The sequence below is a fragment of the Bradyrhizobium sp. CCBAU 51745 genome (genome assembly GCF_028128715.1).
Taxonomy (GTDB): Bacteria; Pseudomonadota; Alphaproteobacteria; order Rhizobiales; family Xanthobacteraceae; genus Bradyrhizobium; species Bradyrhizobium manausense.
The window spans coordinates 193,194-214,258 of sequence record NZ_LBJP01000085.1; the positions used below are offsets into that span (position 1 = coordinate 193,194).

Genomic DNA, 21,065 nt, shown 5'->3' on the forward strand with positions numbered 1-21,065 from the left:
TGCGCCCCTCTTTTGCCGCCATACCACACCGTTGCGACGGGCCGGTCAACGGCTAAGCGACAGGCTGATGTCGTACGGCTTCTTTGCGGCGGCAAACCATGCGATACAATTCCGGCCTGCCACAGGGGAACAATCCGGTGAACGCTTCCGCCCATCAGCCGCCGCAGACCGTTCGCGCCAACGGCATCGACATCTGCTACGAGATTTTCGGCAACGACAATGCCGAGCCGCTTCTGCTGATCATGGGGCTCGGCGCGCAGATGATCCACTGGGACGATGGCTTCTGCGAGCAGCTTGCCGCGCGCGGCTTTCGCGTGATCCGCTTCGACAATCGCGACATCGGGAAGTCGAGCCATCTCACGGGCGGCAAGCGGCTGACGCCGCTCGAATTGATGAAGCTGCGCTTCCTCAGGATTCCCGTGGCCGCTCCTTACAAGCTGATCGACATGGCCAAGGACACGGTCGGCCTAATGGATGCGCTCGGCATCAAGTCTGCGCATCTGGTCGGAGCGTCCATGGGCGGCATGATCGCGCAGGAAGTGACGTTGTCGTTTCCCCAGCGCGTACGCTCGTTGACGTCGATCATGTCGACGACGGGCAATCCGCGTGTGCCGCCGCCGACGCGGGAGGCTGCCGCGATGTTGATGGCGCCGCCCCCGCGCAGCAAGGAAGAGTTCATCACGCGCTTCGGCGAGACCTGGAAGATATTGCGGGCCGGCTCCTTTCCCGAGGAAGAAGCGCTCGATCCAGGTCGTGCCGAACGCGTCTTCGCCCGCGGGCTCAATCCCGCCGGCGTCGGCCGGCAACTCCGCGCCGTGCTGGCCTCCGGCAGCCGCAAGGAACGGCTGCATGGCGTGAAGACGCCGACGCTGGTGATCCATGGCTCCGTCGATCCGCTGGTGCGCCCCGAGGGCGGCAAGGACACGGCGGAGTCAATTCCGGGCGCAAAGCTGTTGATGATCGAGGGCATGGGCCACGCGCTGCCGATGCGGTTCTGGCCGGAGATCATCGGCGCGATCGACAAGCACGCGCATGGCGCCGCGGCCAAAGCGGCTTAAGCCTTCTTCGCGATCCAGATCACGTGGCGCGCCCCGCCGCCTTTGCCGGTGGCGCGCACATTGATCTCGTTGACGTCGAAGCCGGCGCGGCCAAGTCGTTTGGTGAAAGCGGGATTGGGCCCCGATGACCAGACGGCGAGTACACCGCCGGGCCGCAGCGCCGCCTTTGCGGCCGTCAATCCGCTCGCACTGTACAGTGCATCGTTGCCTTTCCGCGTAAGCCCCTCCGGTCCGTTATCGACGTCGAGGAGAATGGCGTCGAAGGCCGAGCTCTTCGCTCGGATGATTTGGCCAACATCGATTTCGCGGATGCTCACCCTGGCATCATCGAGACTGTCGCCGAAGACCTCCGCCATCGGACCGCGCGCCCACGCCACCACCGCTGGCACCAGCTCGGAGACCACGATCTTCGCTTTGGCCCCAAGCGCGGCCAGCGCCGCGCGCAGCGTAAAGCCCATACCGAGGCCGCCGATGAGGACGACGGGTCTTGCCACCTTCTCGATCTGCTTCGCTGCGAGCGTTGCGAGGGCGGCTTCGGAGCCCGACAGGCGGTTGTTCATCAGCTCATTGGTGCCGAGTTTGATCGAAAACTCCTTGCCCCGCCGCATCAGGCGGAGCTCCTCGTCCGAGCCGGGGATTTTGGCGGTGTCGATTTTTTCCCAGGGAATCATGGGAGACGTTTAGCACGATTGGGCTGGCGGTCACCCGCCGGCCCAGACGTCCAGCACGTAGCGGTTCTTCGTACCCATCTCCTCAATCCAGCGGGCGCCCGCGGCCGCATCGCTGCCGCTCCTCTCGCGGTAGATCGCGACCAGCGCCGCCTTCACGTCGGGCTCCATCCTGCTGCCGTCGCCGCAGACATAGATGATTGCGCCCTGCTCGATCAACGGCCAGACCTTGTCTTTCTGCGCGGCGAGGACGTGCTGCACATAGGTCTTCGGTCCGTCCGCCCGCGAGAACGCGGTGAACAGCTCGGTGATGCCGCTCGCAGCAAGCGCCGTGAGCTCATCCGCGTAGAGGAAGTCCTGGTCCGGATGGCGGCAGCCGAAAAACAACATGGACGGTCCGAGGCTGGCGCCCTTGGCCTTGCGCGCGGCGCGCTCCTGGAGGAAGCCGCGGAACGGCGCGAGCCCCGTGCCGGGACCGATCATGATGATCGGCACGGACGGATCGTCGGGAAGCCGGAAACCGGCCTTGGTCTCGCGCACGGTGGCGTAGACCGTGTCGCCCGCACGCCGGTTGGCGAGATAGTTCGAGCAGATGCCCTTGTACGTACCGCGCCCGGAGGCCGCCGGTCCTTCGACCACCCCGACGGTGACGCTGCAACGCGCAGGATCGACCGACGGCGAGGACGAGATCGAGTAATAGCGCGGCGCCAGCAGCGAGAGCATTTCCAGATAGACGTGGAACGGCAACTCGCAAGCCGGATATTCAAGCAGGAGGTCGAACACTGATTTGCGCTTGCCCAGGATCTCGGTCCGGTAGCGCTCGAGCGTTTCAGCCTCCTCGCCGACAAAGGCCAGCAGCTTCGGCTTGGTGACCGGACAGCGGGTGTGCTCCGCCATGGTCTGGATCTGCTTCCGTGTCGCCACCTGCTGCAACTCGACAAACTCGCTGAGCAGGCGTCCGACCGACACGGCATTGCCAACGGGCAATTGCGCGCGGCGGCCTTCAGCCACCTGAAGCCTGATCTGGTCGGCCGGCAGGAAGCCGAAGCGGCGGGCAACGGAGTCCACCAGCGTCGGATCGTTGCGCGGAACGACGCTCAGGTGATCGCCAACCCGATAGCTGATGTTGGCCGGCAGCTGCACCTCGATATGGCGCGTCGATCGCTCCGACGGATTTGCACCGGACTTGTTCTGAAGCTCGTCATTGATAAGCACCTTCATCGCGACCGCGCCGCCCTGTGCGACAATGGTGTTGACGGCCGTCACCGCGACAGGCTCGATCGCGTAGAGCGGATCATCCTCCGCGGTGCGGGTGAAATTCCAGTCGATGCCGAATTCCTTGGTCGCGACCTGGGCAGCCGCCGGGAACCATTTCTGGAACTGGCCGTCGAGATCGCTGCGCGCATCGCCCTCGCCGCGCGGATAGACCGCGCGTGCGCCATGCTTGGACATCTGCTCGTCGATGAAGCGCGGCACCGATTGATAGGTTGCGGCCCAGTCGCTGTTGCCGCAGCCGAACACGGCGTAGCGCACACCGGCAAAGGCATCCTTCGGCAAATCCTCGCCCAGCCATTTGACGAATTGCGTCGCATTATCGGGCGGAGCGCCGTTGTAGGATGCGCAGATGATCAGCACGCCGCCCTGCTGCGGCAACTTCCCGACATACTCGTCGAGCGGCCCGAGATGCACGGCAAAGCCGTTGATCTCGGCAAGATCGGCCATGCGCGTCGCGAGCTCCTCAGCCGTGCCGAGATTGGAGCCGTAGAGCACCAGCATCGGCGTGTTATGGCCTGGCCGTGTCGTCGGCTGGCGTGGTGCCTTTGGCGCAGAAGCCGCAGCCGCGACCGGGCCGCCATAGGCGCCACGCTCGCGATCCGCACGCGGACGCACCTTGATCTTGAAGCCTTCCGGCTTGATCGTCAGCGTTTCCTTCAGGTGCATCTGATAGCGCTGGTGATCGATCAGCTTGAAGCGCTGGAGGATCATGCCGAGCGCTAGCGCCGCCTCGTGCATGGCGAAGCCGCGTCCGATGCAGGCGCGCTGGCCGTTGCCGAACGGCTTCCAGGCATTGATCGGCCGCTTGGCCTCGGCTTCCTTGCTGAAATTCTCGGGATCGAAGGCATCGGGCTTGGGTCCCCAGACGCTGGGGTCGCGATGCAGCGCGGTCACCAGGATCGTGACGAACGTGCCCTTCCTGAGCTTGTACTTGCCGCCGCCGATGGTCTCGTCGTTCAGCGGCGAGATGCCGTAGGCCGGCGCTGGCGGCCACAGCCGCAGCGCCTCCTTCAGGATCTGTGTGATGTAGGTAAGCTGCGTCACCTGCTGATAGGTCGGCTTGGCATTGACGTCGGGGCCGAAGACGCGGTCGACCTCGTCATAGGCCTTCTTGAGAATGTCCGGATGCTTCAGCAGCGCATAGAGCGTGTAGGACAAAAGGCCGCTGGTGGTCTCGTGACCTGCGATCAGGAACGTGTTGATCTGGTAGCGAATGTTGACATCGTCGAGCTGCTCGCCGGTCGAGCGGTCGACGCCGGTCATCATCGCGGCGAGCATGTCCTTCTTGTCGTCAATGCCTTCCGCACTCTTGCGGCGCTCGGCGATGATCTCGTCGACCATCTTGTTCATGAAAGCGACGTCTTCGCCGAGCGTCTTCCGCCGCTTCTGCATCCAGAGCTGCTCGAACGGCAGGCCGCGCGTCATCATGATGGTTTCGAGCGAGCGCACCAGCGACTCGACGAAGGGATGGTAGTCGCGCCGGTAGAACGAGTTGAAGCGGTAGTCGAAGCCACAGAGGCCGATGGTGTCGAGCGTCAGCGCGGTCATGTCATGGACGACGTCGATCTCGTCGTCGGCGTTCAGACGCTCCCATTTCTGGACGAGCTGCTCGGCGATGTCGACCATGCTCGAATGATAGGACTGCATGGCGCGATTGCCGAAGGGCTGCAGCAGAATATTGTGCGCCTTGCTCCAGTTCGGCTCCTTGGTATCCGCCGTGAACAGGCCGTCGCCCCCCACCGCCCGCACGCGCCGCAACGCACCGCGCACCGTCTTGTCGAAGCGCTTCTCGTCGGAGAGCTCGTCGACGAGATCATGGCCGGACACGACGACGATCGGCGAGCCCATCATGTCGAGCCAGAAGATCGGGCCCAGTTCCTTGGCAAGTCGGGTCAAATGCTGCACGGGTGCGGCCGAGTCGAGCGACAGCATGTTGCCGACCACCGGCTTGGTTGGCGGCTGCGGAATCGGATCCAGACGGTTCTTCGATGACATAAAAAACGTTTCCCCCTGCCGCGATCGCCAACTTCGTCATTGCGAGGAGCTCGCGACAAAATTGCGGAGCAATTTTGCGCTAGCGATGAAGCAATCCAGACCGTCTCCGCGGATGCATTCTGGATTGCTTCGCTTCGCACGCAATGACGAGCTAGCCGAACCGCCTTCTACGCCATTCGATCAGCTTGCTGCTGACCTCTTCCGGCTTCTCCTGCTGCGTCCAATGGCCGCTGTCCTTCACCAGGTACTTCTCGAGGTCAGTCACCAGTCTCTCCATGCCGTCGGCCGCCGACGGCGGCAGCACCGCGTCGTTCTCGGCCATGATCATCAGCGAGGGCACGGTGATGTGGTGATCGAGCCCTTTCGAGCGTTCCCAATTGCGGGTGAAATTGCGATACCAGTTGATGCCGCCGGTGAAGCCGGTTCTTGTGAACGTGTCGACGAACACCTTCTTCTCGTCCGCCGACAGGATCGGCGTGCGCGGATCATGCCTGGCGTCGTAGTTCGCGATCATCTGCGGGAACGCCAGGTTGATGCGGGGCGAAGCACCAATGCCGGCAATCGGCTGTTCCTCGGGCGCACCGGGAGGGCGCGCAGCCGGCTTGCGCATGAAGGCGTCAAACGTCTGCTCGACGCGGCTGCCAAAGATCCTGTCCGGCTCGCGCGCGGGGTCCTGGAACTGGACGATATACATCTGGTCGCCGAAGCGCTGACGGAACAGCGCGATCGGATCCATCGGCGCGCGATCCCAATGCGGCGTGTTGACACCGACGACCCCGGCAACGCGTGAGGGGTGCCGCAACGGCATCTGCCAGACGACGAAGCCGCCCCAATCGTGGCCGACGAAGATCGCCTTCTCGAGGTTGAGATGATCGAGCAATCCGACGAGATCGCCGGTCAAATGCTCCATATCATAGGCTTCGACCGGCTCGGGCCGGTCGGTCGCGCCATAACCGCGCTGATCGGGCGCGATCACGCGGATGCCGGCCTCGCTCAGCGCCTTGATCTGGTGGCGCCAGGAGAAGGCAAGCTCCGGCCAGCCATGGCACAGCACAACCGGCGGCTTGTCGGTCACTGGGCCCGCATCGTAATAGCCCATGCGGATTCCGTTCGTCTGCGCGAACTGGAGCGGCGGCATTTCAATCATCGCTTGTTCCTTATTCCGCGGCGCCCTTGATGTCGGCCGCCGGCGGCCCATAGGCCGCTTCGAGCGCGGCGAACTCCTCCGGCAGCATGTCGCACATCACCTGCACATGCGGGATGATGTTGGCGCCGACGATGAAGCCGAAGTCGAGCTGGTCGCGATAGCTCTGCACGGTGATGTTGAGCGCCTGCCCGTGGGTCGAGATCGACACGGGGAAGATGTGCAGCAGCTCTGCGCCGGCGGCGTAGAGCGTTTGACGCGGCCCCGGCACGTTGGACACGGTGATGTTGGCGGCCGGCGGCAACACGTCCGACAGATTTGAGCGGCTGTAGAGCAGCGCCAGGATCTGCACCATGATCGGCGCGCCCAGCATCGAGATGTTGGAGACCTGCGGCATCAGCGCGCGCAAGGGATGCGACATCTCCTTGGACTTGGTCGACTGCGCGATGATCGCCTCGAGCCGCGCCTTGGGATCCGCGACATTGGTCGCGATCGAGCAGATCATGCCGAACACCTGGTTGTTGGCCTCGGTGTTGCCCTCCTCGCGCAGCGAGATCGGCACGGCGGCGGTCAGGGACTTCGCCGGCAGCGTACCGTATTGCAGCAGATAGCGGCGGACGACTCCGGAGGCCAGCGCGAGCACGACGTCGTTGAGCTTGCCGCCGGCCTGCTTGGCCAGCGCCTTCGCGCGCGACAGCGAGATCGATACGCCGGCAAAGCTCCGCTCCGACGAGATCGTCTTGTTGAGCATGGTCGGCGGCGACACCATGCTGGCAAGACTCTCGCGCGACTTGGGATCGGCGATCTTGCCGAGTACGTCGGACACGCTCTTGAGCACGGTCGGGATGTTGCCGGCGAAGCGCACGGCGCTTTCGATCTGGTACATCGCGTTGTCGAACAGGATCGAACCAATATCGCTCTTGCCGGTGCGCGGCAGTTGCAGATTCTTCGCAGCCGTCGACGCTTCGAGCGGCTGGCTGAAGAGCTGCTGATAGGAATCGAGCAAGTTCGCGGCGATGTCGCGCGGCTCCTGCCCGGGCTTCGACCCGCCCGTCGGCGGCTCGACCTTTCGCGGGATCGGCGAGATGTCGTAGATCATGTTGGTCAGCGCCGCACCGGCGCCGCCGTCGATGGCGGCATGGTGCATCTTGGAATAGAGCCCGACCTCATTGTCCTTCATGCCCTCGAACACGTAGAACTCCCAGAGCGGGCGGGCACGATTCAAGAGCTTGGCATGCATCCAGCCGACGATGCGCTCGAGCGTGGCGCGGTCGCGCGGCGCCGGCAGGCTAGCGCGGAAGATGTGACGATCGATGTCGAACTGGTCGTCCTCGACCCAGGTCGGATGATCGATGTCGAGCGGCGCCTTCTCCAGGCGCGCTTTGAGGATCGGCGCAATGTGCAGCCGCGAGACGATCATCGCCTTGAAGTCTTCGAAGAAGTCGCCCTTGTAGTCGTCAGGCAGGCGAAAGATCGCCATGCTGCCGACATGCATCGGCATCTCAGGCGTTTCCAGATAGAGAAACGATGCGTCCAGCGACGACAGTTTCTTACCGTCAGCCATAGTTCCCTCCCGAATATTCGACGGGCGCCTTTGACGGCGCTTCTCGTCAGACCGATACTGCCCGCTCCGGCGGGGCATATGCAATGGCAAACGGCCCTCTGCGGTCAAATGGCCAGAACTCCCCCTCCGGTTGCGCCAGGCGATCGGCCACGGCCCACAATGCCGCCGGGTTCACTCCGAGCCCAATATGGCTGGCGAAATACACTTCAATATTCTCGGCCCGGTCCGAGGGGTGCAGCAGGCAAGTCCGCCAATTCACGACGCCGTCTGCGCGCGAATAAATCGACGTCGCCGGCACCTTGAGATCACCGGCGATCGCCTCGCGCAGTTCGGCAAAGTTTTCAACCCGCTCGCCGGACAACGCCTCATACAGCGCGGTCGCATTGGTCGCCCGCACATCATTGGCAAAGGGGCTGCCGAGTGTGATGACATAGCGGACCAACTCAGGTGCCTGAAGCGCGAGATCCCTGGCATAGACACCGCCGAGGCTCCATCCGACCAGGCTGACCTTGCGTCCACTTGCGGCGTGGATCTCGGTGAGACGGGCGAGCAAGGTTTCCCGCATCCGCGCCAGCCCGCCGAGATTCCGGCCCATGCGCCAGGCATGTGCCTCATAGCCGAGTTCGCGCAGATAGCGCCGCATCGGCGCCATCGACAGATCGCTGGCGAGAAAGCCCGGCAGCGCCAGCACCGGATGGCCGTCGCCCCTGGGCGCGCGCATAAGCAGCGGTGACAGCAACACGCTGGCGTTGAATTCGAACAGGCCGCGCGCCTCCGCGAGCAGCAGGCCGAGGGCCGGCGGACGAAGCCGGCCCGAGCCTGGCCCCGCCTCGCGCGCGTCGGACATTACTTCTTCTTGTCGCCGCTGCGCGGGGCGCCGAGACCAGCCATGGTCACGAACATGTCCTGAAACCGTTCCGCCAGCTTGGGATCGAAGGTGAACCAACTCTGGATCAGCGATTCCGGCGAGACCTTATCGATATTGCTCAGGACCTGCTGCTGCAGCTTATCCATGACGGCAATCTGCATCGGCGAGACATCCGGCAATCCGAAGAACTGGCGGGCCTCGAGGGGGGTACAGTCGATTTCGATATTAACTTTCATGTGCCCTCCGGATGAGATTCGAGCGGCGTCAGACAGTATCGCCGCGACATGGTGTGCGACGCAAGCGACCTGAGCCGGGGACGGGACACCGGCCTGCCGCGATCGGCGGATATGGTCAATCAAATTGTCGGCGCGAACGGGCGCCGGCGGGCCATTTCCACCTCATTTTCGAGGTCCGACCCGGCCGAAAGTTCAATGTCGCTCGCGCGCCTGTCTCCCTTAAAAGACTGGTCAGCATTGCTGCAAAGCGGTGCAACTTGGCGCGTTCCTTGCTGGAATGGCGCTTGCACGGGTCGAGAAACTCTGGGCAACATGGATCGATCAGCCCCGCCGAACAATCAAAAATGACGGTCGGGGCGAGTGAAGAGGGTCAAGAATGTCAGTCGGACGAAGTCTATTTGCGGCGACGCTCGCCGGTGCGCTTGCGTTGGCGGTGTCGCCGGTGTCGAGCCAGACGCTGCGCTACGCCAACCAGGGTGAGCTGAAATCGCTCGACCCCTACACCCTGAACGAGTCGACCACCAGCGCGCATCTCGGTCATGTCTATGAGGGCCTGGTCGCCCGCGGCAAGGACCTGAAGATCATCCCGGCGCTTGCCGAAAGCTGGGAGACGCCGGAGCCAACGCGCTGGCGCTTCCATCTGCGCAAGGGCGTGAAATTCCACAATGGCGACCCCTTCACCGCTGACGACGTGGTGTTCTCGGCCGAGCGCGTGCGGGCAAAAGGTTCAAACTTCCTCAGCCGCGTCCCGGCCGATGCCAAGGTCGTCAAGGTCGACGATTACACGGTCGATTTCGTCCTGAGCTCGCCCAATCCCATCCTGACGGCGCTGTGGGCGACCTGGTACATCATGGACAAGAAATGGGCAGAGGCGAACGATGCGGTGGCACCGACGCCGGCCGCGGCGACGACCCCGAGCTATGCCTCGCTCCATGAGAACGGCACCGGTCCCTTTACCATCGAGAGCCATCAGCCGGGCGTGAAGACCGTCTTCAAGGCCAATCCGAACTGGTGGGGCAAGCCGGAGCATAATCTGAAGGAAATCGTCTTCACCCCGATCTCAAACCCGGCCACGCGTGTCGCAGCGCTGTTGTCGGGCGAGGTCGACGTGATCGAGCCGGTTCCGGTCCAGGACATCGAGCGCGTCAAAGCGAGCCCCAACGCCACCGTGCTGACAGGACCCGAGCTCCGCACCCTCTTTGTCGGCATGGATCAGGCACGTGACGAACTGCTGTATTCCAACGTCAAGGGCAAAAACCCGTTCAAGGACGTTCGCGTTCGTGAAGCCGTTTACCGGGCGATCGACATCGAGCTGATCAAGAATCGCGTCATGCGCGGACTCTCCACGCCGTCCGCATTGATGGTGGCACCGGAGATCTTTCCCTCGAAGGATTTCACCCGGCCGAAGTTCGATCCGGACGCCGCCAAGAAGCTTCTGGCAGACGCAGGCTATGCTGACGGTTTCGAGGTGACGATGGATTGCCCGAACGATCGCTACGTCAATGACGCCGCGATCTGCCAGGCGATCGTCGGCATGCTCGCCCGCATCAACATCAAGGTGGACCTGCAGGCACAACCGAAGGCCCAGTATTTCGCCAAGGTGCTCAAGCCCGGCGGCTACAAAACTTCGCTGTACATGCTGGGCTGGACCCCGGATACGCTCGATTCCCAGAATGTGCTGCATGACATCATGGGCTGCCGCGACGATCCCAAGGACCCCAATCGCGGTGAAGCCAATCTCGCCGGCTATTGCAACAAGCAGTTCGACGAGCTCGCCGACAAGGTTCTCGTGGAATCCGATACGGCCAAGCGCGATCTCCTGATCAAGCAGGCTTTCGAGCTGTCGATAAAGGACTGGGCCTATATCCCGCTGCACCAGCAGGCGCTCGCCTGGGGCGTGTCGAAGAAGGTGAAGCTGACCCAGGGCGCGGACAACATGGTCAGGCTCTACTGGGCGACCATGCAAGGCGAGTAGGTGTCGGCTAGTTGTGGAAGTCCCGGAAGCCATCGCTTTCAAGATCTGGCTTCCGGGACTTGTTGTTTCGGGCTAACGCAATGATGCGTGCTGCTGAAGAGATGTGAAAGGAACAGATGCTCGCTTTCACACTACGCCGGGCAATCCAGGCCGTCGGCGTCATGATCGCCGTTGGAATCATCGCGTTCTCGATGTTCCGCTTCGCCGGCGATCCCGTGAACCAGATGGTCGGGATGGATACGTCGGGCGCCGAACGCGCCGCGATCCGCAAATCGCTCGGCCTCGACGATCCCGTCATCGTGCAGTTCGGCCGCTATCTCGGCAACGCTGCGCAGTTCAAGTTCGGGGTGTCCTACCAGTTCCGCCTGCCTGTCACCAATCTGCTGATGGAGCGGATGCCGGCGACGCTCGAGCTGGCCATCGTTGCCACGATCTTCGCGATGCTCAGCGGCATCCTGATGGGCGTTTATTCGGCGCTGCGCCGCGACAGCTGGCTCACGCATATATTCCAGGCCGTCTCGCTGATCGGCATCTCGCTGCCGACCTTCCTGATCGGCGTCCTCATGATCTACCTGTTCTCGGTGACGCTCGGCTGGCTGCCCTCGTTCGGGCGGGGAGACGTCGTGCATATCGGCTGGTGGACCACGGGCCTGCTGACCTTATCAGGATTGAAGGCGCTGATCATGCCCGCGATCACGCTTGGCCTGTTTCAGATGACGCTGATCATGCGGCTCGTCCGCGCCGAAATGCTGGAAGTGATGCGGACCGACTACATCCGTTTCGCCCGCGCCCGCGGCCTCAGCACACGCGCGATCCATTTCGGGCACGCCCTGCGCAACACGATGGTTCCCGTGATCACGGTGGCCGGCCTGCAATTTGGCTCGGTCATTGCTTTCGCGATCATCACCGAGACAGTGTTCCAGTGGCCGGGCATGGGGCTCCTGTTCGTGCAAGCCGTTCAGAACGTCGATATCCCGATCATGGCGGCCTATTTGATGATGGTGTCCCTGATCTTCGTCACCATCAATCTCGTGGTTGATATCCTCTATACCATCGTCGATCCGCGGCTGCGCTCGACGGTCAGCCGGGCACACTGACATGAGCGAAGCTGTCGTTCCGCATACAACCGAGAAGCGCCCTGCGGCGCCGCCTGGCCGGTTCAGGCGCGCGCTCGACGGCGACGTGTTCTACTCGTTCCGCCGCTCCAAGATCACCATGATCGCGGCGGGTGTGACGCTGCTGTTCTTCCTGGTCGCGATCTTCGCTTCGGTGCTGTCGGTGCAGAATCCGTTCGACCCGGCGCAGCTCCAGCTGATGAATTCGCGCATCTCGCCGCTCTGGACCGCCGACGGTCAGAGCCCGTTCCTGCTTGGCACCGACGAGCAGGGCCGCGATGTGCTGTCCGCGATCCTCTACGGCCTGCGCATCTCGCTGCTGGTCGGGGTGCTCGGCGTGGTCTTGTCAGGCGCGATCGGCATCCTGCTCGGCTTGACGGCCGGCTATTTCGGCGGCGCGGTCGACGGTTTGATCATGCGCATCGCCGATGTGCAGCTCTCCTTCCCGGCCATCCTGATCGCGCTTCTGATCAACGGCATCGCCAAATCGGTCTTCGGCAACAAGCTCGACGAGATGAGCATGCTGGCGGTCCTGGTCTTTGCGATCGGGTTGAGCTTTTGGGTGCAATATGCCCGCACGGTGCGTGGCTCGGTCCTGGTCGAGAAGAACAAGGATTATGTCGCGGCCGCGCAATTGATCGGCCTGCCCGCCCCCGTGATCATGCTGCGCCACGTGCTGCCGAACACCACCGGGCCGATCCTCGTGATCGCCACCATCAACCTCGCGCTCGCCATCATCACCGAGGCGACGCTGTCGTTCCTCGGCTCGGGCATGCCCGAGACCATGCCGTCGCTCGGCACGCTGATCCGCATCGGCAACGGCTATCTGTTCGCAGGCGAATGGTGGATCGTGGCCTTCCCCGGAATTGCACTTGCGGCGTTGATCCTGTCGATCAATCTGCTCGGCGACTGGCTGCGCGACGCGCTCAACCCCAAACTCCGATGAGTCTACAGCGTTCATGACCGAACCCGTCCTCTCCGTCCGCAATCTCAAGGTCGAGTTCGCCTCGCGCCGCGGCACACTGCGCGCCATCGACGGCGTCTCGTTCGACATCGCCAAGGGCGAAGTACTCGGCGTGGTCGGCGAATCCGGCGCCGGCAAGTCGGTGACCGGGCTTTCAGTGATCGGCCTGATCGACCCGCCCGGCCGCATTGCCGGCGGCGAGATTCGCCTCGCCGGCCTGCGCATCGACGATCTGCCGCCGGAGGAGATGCGACGCGTCCGCGGCAAGCGCATCGGCATGATCTTCCAGGATCCGCTGACCTCGCTCAATCCGCTGTACAAGGTCGGCGACCAGATTGTGGAGACGATCCGGACCCATCTCAATTTATCCGAACAGGCCGCGCGCCGCCGCGCCATCGATCTGCTCGCCGAGGTCGGCATTCCCGCGCCCGAAAAGCGCATCGACGGCTATCCCCATGAATTCTCCGGCGGCATGCGCCAGCGCGTGGTGATTGCGCTCGCGATCTGTGCCGAGCCGGAGCTGATCATCGCGGACGAGCCGACCACCGCCCTCGACGTCTCCGTGCAGGCGCAGATCATCTCCCTGATCAAGCGGCTCGGCCGCGACCACGGCACCGCCGTCATGCTGGTGACCCACGACATGGGCGTGATCGCCGAGACCTCGGACCGCGTCGCGGTGATGTACGCCGGCCGTGTCGCGGAGATCGGTCCGGTGCAGGATGTCGTCAAGAACCCGCTGCATCCCTATGCCAAGGGCCTGATGGGCGCGATCCCGACACTTGCCGGCGACGACAAGCGCCTGGTGCAGATCCCCGGCTCGATGCCGCGGCTCTCGGCCATCCCGCGCGGCTGTTCGTTCAACCCGCGCTGCGCTTTCGCATTCGACCGCTGCCGCGTCGACCGGCCCGAGCCGCTGCCGCACGGCGCGCAATCGGTCGCCTGCCATCTCTATGACACCGTGCCGGCGGAGACCGCGGCATGAGCACGCCTTTCGTCCAGGGCACAAATCTGCGCCGCGTCTTCGACGTTTCAAAGCCCTGGCTCAACCGCGTGCTCGAAGGTGGGCATCTCGAATTTCTCAAAGCCGTCGATGGCGTCACCTTCGACATCAAGAAGGGCGAGACCTTTGCTCTCGTCGGCGAGTCCGGCTCGGGCAAGACCACGGTGGCCCGGATGGTCGTCGGCCTTTTGCCGCCGAGCTCCGGCGACGTCCTGATCGACGGCATCTCGATGACCGATCCGCGACAGGCGCAGGCGCGACGAAAGCTGCGCCGCCGCATCCAGATGATCTTCCAGGATCCCTATGCGAGCCTGAACCCGCGCTTCCGGGTCGATGCCATCATCTCCGAGCCGATCCGCGCCTTCGACCTGATCCAGGGCGAACGCGACATCCAGGCCCGCGTCGGCGAGCTGCTCAGCCTCGTCGGCCTGCATCCTGACGATCGGTTGAAATTTCCGCACGAATTCTCCGGCGGCCAGCGCCAGCGTATTGCGATCGCGCGGGCGCTCGCCTCCGACGCCGAGTTCATCGTCTGTGACGAGCCGACTTCGGCGCTCGATGTCTCCGTGCAGGCACAGATCCTGAACCTGATGCGCGACCTCCAGGACAAGTTCGGCCTGACCTACATGTTCATCAGCCACAACCTCGCCGTGGTCCGCCACATGGCGAGCCGCGTCGGCGTGATGTATCTCGGCCGCATCGTCGAGATCGCGGAGGGACGCGAGCTGTTCTCCAACCCGCGCATGCCCTACACCAAGATGCTGCTCGGCGCCGTACCCGATCTCGCCATGAGTGGCCGCCAGCGCATTCCGGTGAAGGGCGAGATTCCGAACCCGATCAATCCGCCTGCCGGCTGCGCCTTCAATCCGCGCTGTCCGCTGGCGTTCGAGCTTTGCCGCAAGGAAGTTCCGAAACTTATCGACGGCGTCGCCTGCCATGCCGTGAACACCGCGCCGGTCCCGGCATAACGCGCGCGTGCCATGCGGCCTGTGCATTTGGCATCCCAGGGCCTGATGTGATCAATTGCGCGCGCCGTCAACGAGGTAGCCCATGGCCAGCATCGTCAATCCGGATCCCTTCACGACGCGTCCCGAGATCGAGGGCACGTTTGGGGTCGTCGCCTCAACGCACTGGATCGCGACCGCCGTCGGCATGGCCATCCTGGAAAAGGGCGGCAACGCGTTCGATGCTGGTGTCGCCACTGCTTTCACGCTTCAGGTCGTCGAGCCGCATCTGAATGGCCCCGGCGGCGATGTGCCTGTCATCGTCCACGACGTGAAGCGCGGCCGCACCGAGGTGATCTGCGGCCAGGGCCCGGCGCCGGCGCGCGCCACCATCGCGCATTACAAGAGCGAAGGCCTCGACATGGTGCCCGGCACCGGCCTGCTCGCGGCCTGTGTTCCCGGCACCTTCGAATCCTGGATGATGCTGCTGCGCGACTACGGCACCATGCGCGTGCGCGACGTGCTGGAGCCCGCGATTTCTTACGCCCGCGACGGCTACCCGCTGGTCGAGCGCGCCTGCGCGACGATCCAGACGGTCGAGCAATTGTTCCGCAAGCACTGGCCAACCTCGGCCGCGGTCTATTTGCCGAACGGCGAGGTGCCGAAGCCCGGCACGATCTTCACCAACAAGACGCTGGCCGGGACTTACGCCCGCATCCTCAGCGAGGCCGAGAGCGGCGGCGGTGGTCGTGACGCCGAGATCGAGCGTGCGCGCAAGGCCTGGTCGCAAGGCTTCGTTGCGGAAGCCATCGACAAGTTCTGCCGGACGCAGGAGGTGATGGACGTCAGCGGCTCCCCGCATCGCGGGGTGCTCTCCGCCGACGACATGGCGCGCTGGCAGCCGACCGTCGAAGCGCCGCTGACTTACGATTACGGCCGTTACACCGTCTGCAAGGCCGGGGTCTGGAGCCAGGGCCCGGTGACGCTGCAGCAGCTCGCGCTGTTGAAGGGCTTTGCGCTCGACGGGCTCGATCCGACCGGGCCGGAATTCATCCATCTCCAGATCGAATGCGCAAAGCTCGCCTTCGCCGACCGCGAAAAATTCTACGGCGATCCGAAGTTCTCCGACATCCCGATCGCGACGCTGCTGTCGGATGCGTACAACGACGAGCGCCGCAAGCTCGTCACCGACAGGGCCTCGCTCGACTTCCGGCCCGGCACCGTCGAAGGCTTCGGCGGCGTGGTCAAGCTCCGCCGCGCCGAAGGGCAGCGCGAGGCGGTTGGCGCGCTCGGCGCCGGCGAACCGACCGTGGGACGCTTCGGCGAGGTGCGCGGCGATACCGTGCATTTCGACATCATCGACAAGGCCGGCAACATGGTGTCCTCGACGCCGTCGGGTGGCTGGCTGCAATCCTCGCCTGTTATCCCCGAGCTTGGCTTCTGCCTCGGCAGCAGAGCCCAGATGTTCTGGCTTGAGGAAAACCATCCCGGCTCGCTCGCGCCCGGCAAGCGGCCGCGCACCACGCTGTCACCGACCATGGCATTGCGCGACGGCGAGCCGTATCTGGCCTGGGGTTCGCCCGGCGGCGATCAGCAGGACCAATGGATCACGCAGTTCTTCCTGCGCCACGTCCATTGCAATCTCAATCTCCAGGAGTCGATCGACGCGCCGGCCTGGCACTCGGAACATTTCCCGATCTCGTTCTGGCCGCGCACCGCGCGTCCCGGCGTGCTCGTCGTCGAGAACCGCGTGCCGAAGGCAGCGATCGAGAATTTGCGCGAGCGCGGACATATCGTCGAGGTCGGCCCCGACTGGTCGGAAGGCCGCCTCACCGCGGCCTCGCGCGTCGGGGTGCGCCGGCGCGCCGCCGCCAATCCGCGCGGCATGCAGGGCTACGCCGCAGGACGCTGAAGGCAGCACATGACCTGGTCGATCATCGCGCGAGACCCTGCCACCGGCCAGTTCGGCATTGCGGTCGCAACCCGCTTCTTCGCTGTCGGCGCCCGCGTGCCCTACATTGCGGCCGGCCTCGGCGCCATCGCGACCCAGGCCTTCGTCAATCCCTATTACGGCATCGACGGCGTCAAGCTGCTGCGCGAAGGCCTCAACGCCCATGACGTGCTCGCCGCGCTGCTCGCGACAGACGACGGCCGCGAGAGCCGGCAAATCCATATCATGGATGCGAGCGGTGCGATCGCCGCGCATACCGGACGCGACTGCGTCGACTGGTGCGGCCACATCGCCGGCAGCGGGTTCTCGATCGCCGGCAACATGCTTGCGGGTGCCGATGTGCTCGCCGAGACGGCGAAGACCTATATCGCCAATGACAGCCTGCCCTTCCCGCGCCGCCTGCTCGCGGCAATGCGCGGAGGCGAAGCCGCCGGCGGCGACAAGCGCGGCAAGCAATCGGCCGCGCTGCTGATCCACGGCGAGGAGGAATGGCCGGCGCTGGACATCCGCGCCGACGACCATCCCGATCCACTCGGGGAGCTCGAACGGCTCGAACGGGTCAGTCACGAGCTCTGGGTCCATTTCCGCCCGTCCATGCCGACCCGGAAGAACCCGGCCGGCAACACCGATCGCAGCGTCATCGAGGCCAGCATCGCCGCGGCGCGGGCGAGACAAGCATGAGCCCTCTCATCGAGATCAGGGACCTTCGTGTCCGCTTTCACGGCGACGACGGCCGTATCACCCACGCCGTCGACAGCGTCGATCTCAGCGTCGCCAATGGCGCGACACTCGGTCTCGTCGGCGAATCCGGCTGCGGCAAGAGTGTGACGTCGCTGGCGATCATGGGCCTGCTGCCGAAGCAGACGACTGAGATTACTGGCGCGATCCGCTTCGACGGTTTTGACCTGCTGAAGACCCCGGACCAGACCCTGCGGGACCTCCGCGGCAACCGGCTCGCGATGATCTTCCAGGAGCCGATGACGTCGCTCAACCCGAGCTTTACGATCGGCGACCAGATCATCGAGACGATCCTGCGCCATCGCGGCGGCTCGCGGAAAAGCGCGCGCGAGCGGGCCATCGAGCTGCTGCGCCGCGTGCACATCCCCTCGCCCGAGCGACGCGTTGACGAATATCCGCACAAGCTCTCCGGCGGCATGCGCCAGCGCGTGATGATCGCGATGGCTCTGGCCTGCGATCCGCAGCTCCTGATCGCGGACGAACCGACCACTGCGCTGGACGTCACCTTGCAGGCGCAAATCCTGGAGCTGATGCGCGAGTTGAAGGCGGCGAGCGGCGCCGCCATCCTCCTGATCACCCACGATCTCGGCGTCGTCGCGGAAGTCTGCGACGAGGTCGCGGTGATGTATGCCGGCGAGATCGTCGAGCGCGCGCCGGTCGACGAATTGTTTTCAGCGCCGCAGCATCCCTACACCGTGGGCCTGCTTGGCTCGATCCCGCGCCTCGACCATCGCGCCGAGCAGCTGGCGACCATCGAAGGCATGGTACCGAACATGGCGCAGCCGCCCGCCGGCTGCCGCTTCGCCGCGCGCTGTCCGTTCGTGCTGGAGGCCTGCACCAGGGCGCCGCCGCAGCTGATAAACGTCAGCCCGAACCACGTCTCGCGCTGCATCCGCGCACCGCTCGAAGTTTTGGTGTCGTGATGGCGCTGCTCGAGGTCAACGGACTGGTCAAGCACTTCGTCGCCGAACGCTCGCTGTTCGGCCGGGCGCGGGCGCATGTCAAAGCGGTCGATGGCGTGACGTTCTCCCTGGAGGCGGGCAAGACTCTCGCCCTGGTCGGTGAATCCGGTTGCGGCAAATCCACTGTTAGCCGTCTGGTGCTGCGGCTGATCGAGCCGGATGCAGGCAGCGTGCGGTTCGACGGCCGCGACCTGCTCTCGCTCGACGCCGATGCGCTGCGCAAATTCCGCCGCGAGGCGCAGATCATCTTTCAGGACCCCTACGCCTCGCTCAATCCGCGCATGACGGTCGCGCAGATCCTGACCGAACCGCTGGCGCTGCACGATCTCGTTCCACCGGCGCAGCGGCCACAGCGCGTCGCGGAGCTGCTGCGGCTGGTCGGGCTCGAGCCGCGACTGGCCCGGCGCTATCCGCACGAATTCTCCGGCGGCCAGCGCCAGCGCATCGCCATCGCCCGCGCGCTTGCGGTCGAGCCGAAGCTGATCATCTGCGACGAGCCGGTCTCGGCGCTCGACGTCTCGATCCGTTCGCAGATCTTGAACCTGCTGCGCGAGCTTCAGGACCGGCTTGGCCTCGCCTACATCTTCGTCTCGCATGACCTCGCCGTGGTCAAACACATCGCCGACCGCGTCGCGGTGATGAATCTCGGCTGCATCGTCGAAGAGGCCGACGCAGACGAATTGTTCGCCCAGCCCCGCCACCCCTATAGCCGCGCTCTGCTGTCGGCGATCCCGCTGCCCCGGCCTCACGCCAAGCGGGCGAAGGTCGTGCTGCAAGGCGAGATCCCGAGCGCGCTCAATCCGCCGGCGGGTTGCCGCTTCCACACCCGCTGCCCCTTCGTGATCGACCGCTGCCGCACGTCAGCGCCAGCGCTGGTGGCCGACAGCGCGGGCCACGCCACCGCCTGCCACCGCGTCAGCGAGCTGCCCCCGGCCGACGCGATACTGCCCGCAGCGGCCGGATTTTCCCCGGCACTGGCAAAATTAGTCGCGGCCTTCAGCCGAAAGACGGAAGGCGCGAACCCGGCCGGTGTTGGTATACAGAGTGCAAGGCCACCAACCACGTAGCCCGAGCAATGGGGACTGTCCGATGAAGATGTTTCGCCTGGCCGCGACGGCTGCCGTTGCCCTGCTGACGCTTGGAGCCGCGCAGGCCCAGACCACGCTGCGGATTGGGCTTGCCGAGGACCCTGACATTCTCGATCCCACCATGGCGCGGACCTATGTCGGCCGCATCGTGTTCGCCGCCTTCTGCGACAAGCTGTTCGACATCGACGAGAAGCTGAACATCGTGCCGCAGCTCGCGCTGTCGAGCGAGACCGTCGATGATGGCAAGGGCCTCGTCATCAAGCTCCGCCCCGGCGTGAAATTCCACGACGGCGAGCCACTCGATGCGGACGCCGCCAAATTCTCGCTGGAGCGTCACTTGACCTTCCCCGGCTCGTTCCGCAAGCCGGAGCTCGCCTCGGTCGACCACATCGATGTCGTCGATCCCCTCACCATCAAGCTGGTGCTGAAATCGCCATTCTCACCGCTGCTCGCCCAGCTCACCGATCGTGCCGGCATGATGGTGTCGCCGAAGGCGGCGAAGGAAGCCGGCGACAAGTTCGGCCTGCACCCGGTTTGCGCCGGTCCCTACAAATTCGTCGAGCGCGTGCAGCAGGATCGCATCGTGTTCGAGAAGTTCGCCGACTACTGGAACAAGGATAACGTCTTTATCGATCGGATCGTGTTCCAACCCATCGTCGACGCCACCGTGCGGCTCGCGAATTTGAAATCGGGCGGCCTCGATCTGATCGAGCGCGTGCTCGCCACCGACCTCAAGGAGGTGCGTAGCGATTCACGGCTGAAGGTCGCGACCGCCATCGAGCTCGGCTATCAAGGCATCACGCTGAACATCGGCAAGGACAAAGCCAAGGGCCCGCTCAGCCAGTCCGCCAAGGTGCGGCAGGCGCTCGACCTTGCCATCGACCGCGAGGCGATCAACCAGGTCGTCTTCAACGGCGAGTTCCAGGTCGGCAATCAATGGGTCAATCCTGATCACCCCTACTATCAGAAATCCCTTCCGGTCCGTGCGCGCGACGTGGAGAAGGCCAAGGCCCTGCTGAAGGAAGCTGGCGTGAAGCCGCCGGTCAGCGTCGATTTCCTGGTGCCGAAGGGCGCGGAAAACGAAACACCGGCGCAGATGATCCAGTCAATGGCCGCAGAAGCCGGCTTCGACATGAAGATCCGCGTGACCGAGTTTGCGACCGGGCTAAAGCAGGCCGAGGCCGGCGATTATCAGGCCTTCTGGCTCGCCTGGAGCGGCCGCATCGATCCCGACGGCAACAGCGTCGTCTTCCTGCACAGCAACGCGCCTCAGAATTACAGCGACTGGAACAATGCGCAGGCCGACAAGGCGCTGGAGGACGCGCGGCTGGTGACCGACCCGGCCAAGCGCAAGGCCAGCTACGAAATCCTGGCCAAGCTGGCCCAGGACGAAGAGCCCATCCTCTATCTCTACCATCGCCGCATCATCATTGCGCACACCACCAAGCTCGAAGGTTACAAGCAGATGCCCGACGGCCTCGTGCGCGTCGTCGGCCTGAAGCTGAAGTGACGCCAAGCGG

17 protein-coding genes are annotated in these 21,065 nt (G+C 64.4%); 11 read left to right on the forward strand and 6 right to left on the reverse strand.

Features of this window, described 5'->3' with window-relative positions:
• Positions 1–98 precede the first annotated feature (98 nt).
• Positions 99–1,058, forward strand: a complete 960-nt coding sequence (locus XH98_RS26550) for an alpha/beta fold hydrolase (protein ID WP_271601857.1) — start codon at positions 99–101, stop codon at positions 1,056–1,058.
• On the opposite strand, the gene XH98_RS26555 is transcribed toward XH98_RS26550, so the two are convergent.
• The 6 genes from XH98_RS26555 to XH98_RS26580 all read right to left on the reverse strand — a co-directional run bounded on the left by XH98_RS26555 (position 1,055) and on the right by XH98_RS26580 (position 8,808).
• Entirely contained in the window at positions 1,055–1,729 is a 675-nt protein-coding gene (locus XH98_RS26555; protein WP_271601856.1) for a spermidine synthase, read from the reverse strand. The two genes, XH98_RS26550 and XH98_RS26555, sit on opposite strands and share 4 nt — an antisense overlap.
• Positions 1,730–1,759: 30 nt before the next feature.
• Positions 1,760–4,996, reverse strand: coding sequence for a bifunctional cytochrome P450/NADPH--P450 reductase (locus tag XH98_RS26560; protein WP_271620390.1), 3,237 nt, complete (start codon positions 4,994–4,996; stop codon positions 1,760–1,762).
• 151 nt (positions 4,997–5,147) lie between these two features.
• Entirely contained in the window at positions 5,148–6,143 is a 996-nt protein-coding gene (locus XH98_RS26565; protein ID WP_271620391.1) for an alpha/beta fold hydrolase, read from the reverse strand.
• A gap of 10 nt (positions 6,144–6,153) precedes the next feature.
• Entirely contained in the window at positions 6,154–7,704 is a 1,551-nt protein-coding gene (locus tag XH98_RS26570) for a WS/DGAT/MGAT family O-acyltransferase (protein WP_271620392.1), read from the reverse strand.
• Between the two features lie 46 nt (positions 7,705–7,750).
• Entirely contained in the window at positions 7,751–8,551 is an 801-nt protein-coding gene (locus XH98_RS26575; RefSeq protein WP_271620393.1) for an esterase/lipase family protein, read from the reverse strand.
• Positions 8,551–8,808 carry a DUF6489 family protein gene (locus XH98_RS26580; protein WP_057753225.1) on the reverse strand — a complete coding sequence of 86 codons (258 nt, stop codon included), beginning with the start codon at positions 8,806–8,808 and terminating at the stop codon, positions 8,551–8,553. The genes XH98_RS26575 and XH98_RS26580 overlap by 1 nt, the downstream gene beginning before the upstream one ends.
• A gap of 376 nt (positions 8,809–9,184) precedes the next feature.
• Here XH98_RS26580 and XH98_RS26585 point away from each other — a divergent pair, with 376 nt between their 5' ends.
• The 10 genes from XH98_RS26585 (at position 9,185) to XH98_RS26630 (ending at position 21,055) form a co-directional block, all read left to right on the forward strand.
• Positions 9,185–10,783 (forward strand): ABC transporter substrate-binding protein, encoded by a 1,599-nt coding sequence (locus tag XH98_RS26585; RefSeq protein WP_271620394.1) that lies wholly within the window; start codon positions 9,185–9,187, stop codon positions 10,781–10,783.
• A gap of 116 nt (positions 10,784–10,899) precedes the next feature.
• Complete coding sequence (locus XH98_RS26590) at positions 10,900–11,880, forward strand: ABC transporter permease (protein WP_271601851.1); 981 nt, start codon at positions 10,900–10,902, stop codon at positions 11,878–11,880.
• Position 11,881: 1 nt separating this feature from the next.
• Positions 11,882–12,844, forward strand: coding sequence for an ABC transporter permease (locus XH98_RS26595; protein ID WP_271601850.1), 963 nt, complete (start codon positions 11,882–11,884; stop codon positions 12,842–12,844).
• Between the two features lie 13 nt (positions 12,845–12,857).
• Positions 12,858–13,844 carry an ABC transporter ATP-binding protein gene (locus XH98_RS26600; RefSeq protein ID WP_057753234.1) on the forward strand — a complete coding sequence of 329 codons (987 nt, stop codon included), beginning with the start codon at positions 12,858–12,860 and terminating at the stop codon, positions 13,842–13,844.
• The gene (locus XH98_RS26605; RefSeq protein WP_271620395.1) at positions 13,841–14,830 is read left to right on the forward strand and encodes an ABC transporter ATP-binding protein; all 990 of its coding nucleotides are present in this window, start codon (positions 13,841–13,843) and stop codon (positions 14,828–14,830) included. Before XH98_RS26600 ends, XH98_RS26605 begins: the two co-directional genes overlap by 4 nt.
• 82 nt (positions 14,831–14,912) lie before the next feature.
• Positions 14,913–16,718 (forward strand): gamma-glutamyltransferase family protein, encoded by a 1,806-nt coding sequence (locus tag XH98_RS26610; RefSeq protein ID WP_271620396.1) that lies wholly within the window; start codon positions 14,913–14,915, stop codon positions 16,716–16,718.
• A gap of 9 nt (positions 16,719–16,727) precedes the next feature.
• Positions 16,728–17,438, forward strand: a complete 711-nt coding sequence (locus XH98_RS26615; protein ID WP_271620397.1) for a DUF1028 domain-containing protein — start codon at positions 16,728–16,730, stop codon at positions 17,436–17,438.
• The gene (locus XH98_RS26620) at positions 17,435–18,418 is read left to right on the forward strand and encodes an ABC transporter ATP-binding protein (protein WP_271620398.1); all 984 of its coding nucleotides are present in this window, start codon (positions 17,435–17,437) and stop codon (positions 18,416–18,418) included. Before XH98_RS26615 ends, XH98_RS26620 begins: the two co-directional genes overlap by 4 nt.
• Positions 18,418–19,524, forward strand: a complete 1,107-nt coding sequence (locus XH98_RS26625) for an ABC transporter ATP-binding protein (RefSeq protein WP_271620399.1) — start codon at positions 18,418–18,420, stop codon at positions 19,522–19,524. The genes XH98_RS26620 and XH98_RS26625 overlap by 1 nt, the downstream gene beginning before the upstream one ends.
• Before the next feature lie 22 nt (positions 19,525–19,546).
• Positions 19,547–21,055 carry an ABC transporter substrate-binding protein gene (locus XH98_RS26630; protein ID WP_271620400.1) on the forward strand — a complete coding sequence of 503 codons (1,509 nt, stop codon included), beginning with the start codon at positions 19,547–19,549 and terminating at the stop codon, positions 21,053–21,055.
• The last annotated feature ends 10 nt before the right edge of the window (positions 21,056–21,065 follow it).

Bases quoted from the DNA above. Each gene is read 5' to 3' on its own strand.
- XH98_RS26550 (WP_271601857.1), top strand. From the start codon at position 99: ATGCGATACAATTCCGGCCTGCCACAGGGGAACAATCCGGTGAACGCT.
- XH98_RS26555 (WP_271601856.1), bottom strand. From the start codon at position 1,729: ATGATTCCCTGGGAAAAAATCGACACCGCCAAAATCCCCGGCTCGGAC.
- XH98_RS26560 (WP_271620390.1), bottom strand. From the start codon at position 4,996: ATGTCATCGAAGAACCGTCTGGATCCGATTCCGCAGCCGCCAACCAAG.
- XH98_RS26565 (WP_271620391.1), bottom strand. From the start codon at position 6,143: ATGATTGAAATGCCGCCGCTCCAGTTCGCGCAGACGAACGGAATCCGC.
- XH98_RS26570 (WP_271620392.1), bottom strand. From the start codon at position 7,704: ATGGCTGACGGTAAGAAACTGTCGTCGCTGGACGCATCGTTTCTCTAT.
- XH98_RS26575 (WP_271620393.1), bottom strand. From the start codon at position 8,551: ATGTCCGACGCGCGCGAGGCGGGGCCAGGCTCGGGCCGGCTTCGTCCG.
- XH98_RS26580 (WP_057753225.1), bottom strand. From the start codon at position 8,808: ATGAAAGTTAATATCGAAATCGACTGTACCCCCCTCGAGGCCCGCCAG.
- XH98_RS26585 (WP_271620394.1), top strand. From the start codon at position 9,185: ATGTCAGTCGGACGAAGTCTATTTGCGGCGACGCTCGCCGGTGCGCTT.
- XH98_RS26590 (WP_271601851.1), top strand. From the start codon at position 10,900: ATGCTCGCTTTCACACTACGCCGGGCAATCCAGGCCGTCGGCGTCATG.
- XH98_RS26595 (WP_271601850.1), top strand. From the start codon at position 11,882: ATGAGCGAAGCTGTCGTTCCGCATACAACCGAGAAGCGCCCTGCGGCG.
- XH98_RS26600 (WP_057753234.1), top strand. From the start codon at position 12,858: ATGACCGAACCCGTCCTCTCCGTCCGCAATCTCAAGGTCGAGTTCGCC.
- XH98_RS26605 (WP_271620395.1), top strand. From the start codon at position 13,841: ATGAGCACGCCTTTCGTCCAGGGCACAAATCTGCGCCGCGTCTTCGAC.
- XH98_RS26610 (WP_271620396.1), top strand. From the start codon at position 14,913: ATGGCCAGCATCGTCAATCCGGATCCCTTCACGACGCGTCCCGAGATC.
- XH98_RS26615 (WP_271620397.1), top strand. From the start codon at position 16,728: ATGACCTGGTCGATCATCGCGCGAGACCCTGCCACCGGCCAGTTCGGC.
- XH98_RS26620 (WP_271620398.1), top strand. From the start codon at position 17,435: ATGAGCCCTCTCATCGAGATCAGGGACCTTCGTGTCCGCTTTCACGGC.
- XH98_RS26625 (WP_271620399.1), top strand. From the start codon at position 18,418: ATGGCGCTGCTCGAGGTCAACGGACTGGTCAAGCACTTCGTCGCCGAA.
- XH98_RS26630 (WP_271620400.1), top strand. From the start codon at position 19,547: ATGAAGATGTTTCGCCTGGCCGCGACGGCTGCCGTTGCCCTGCTGACG.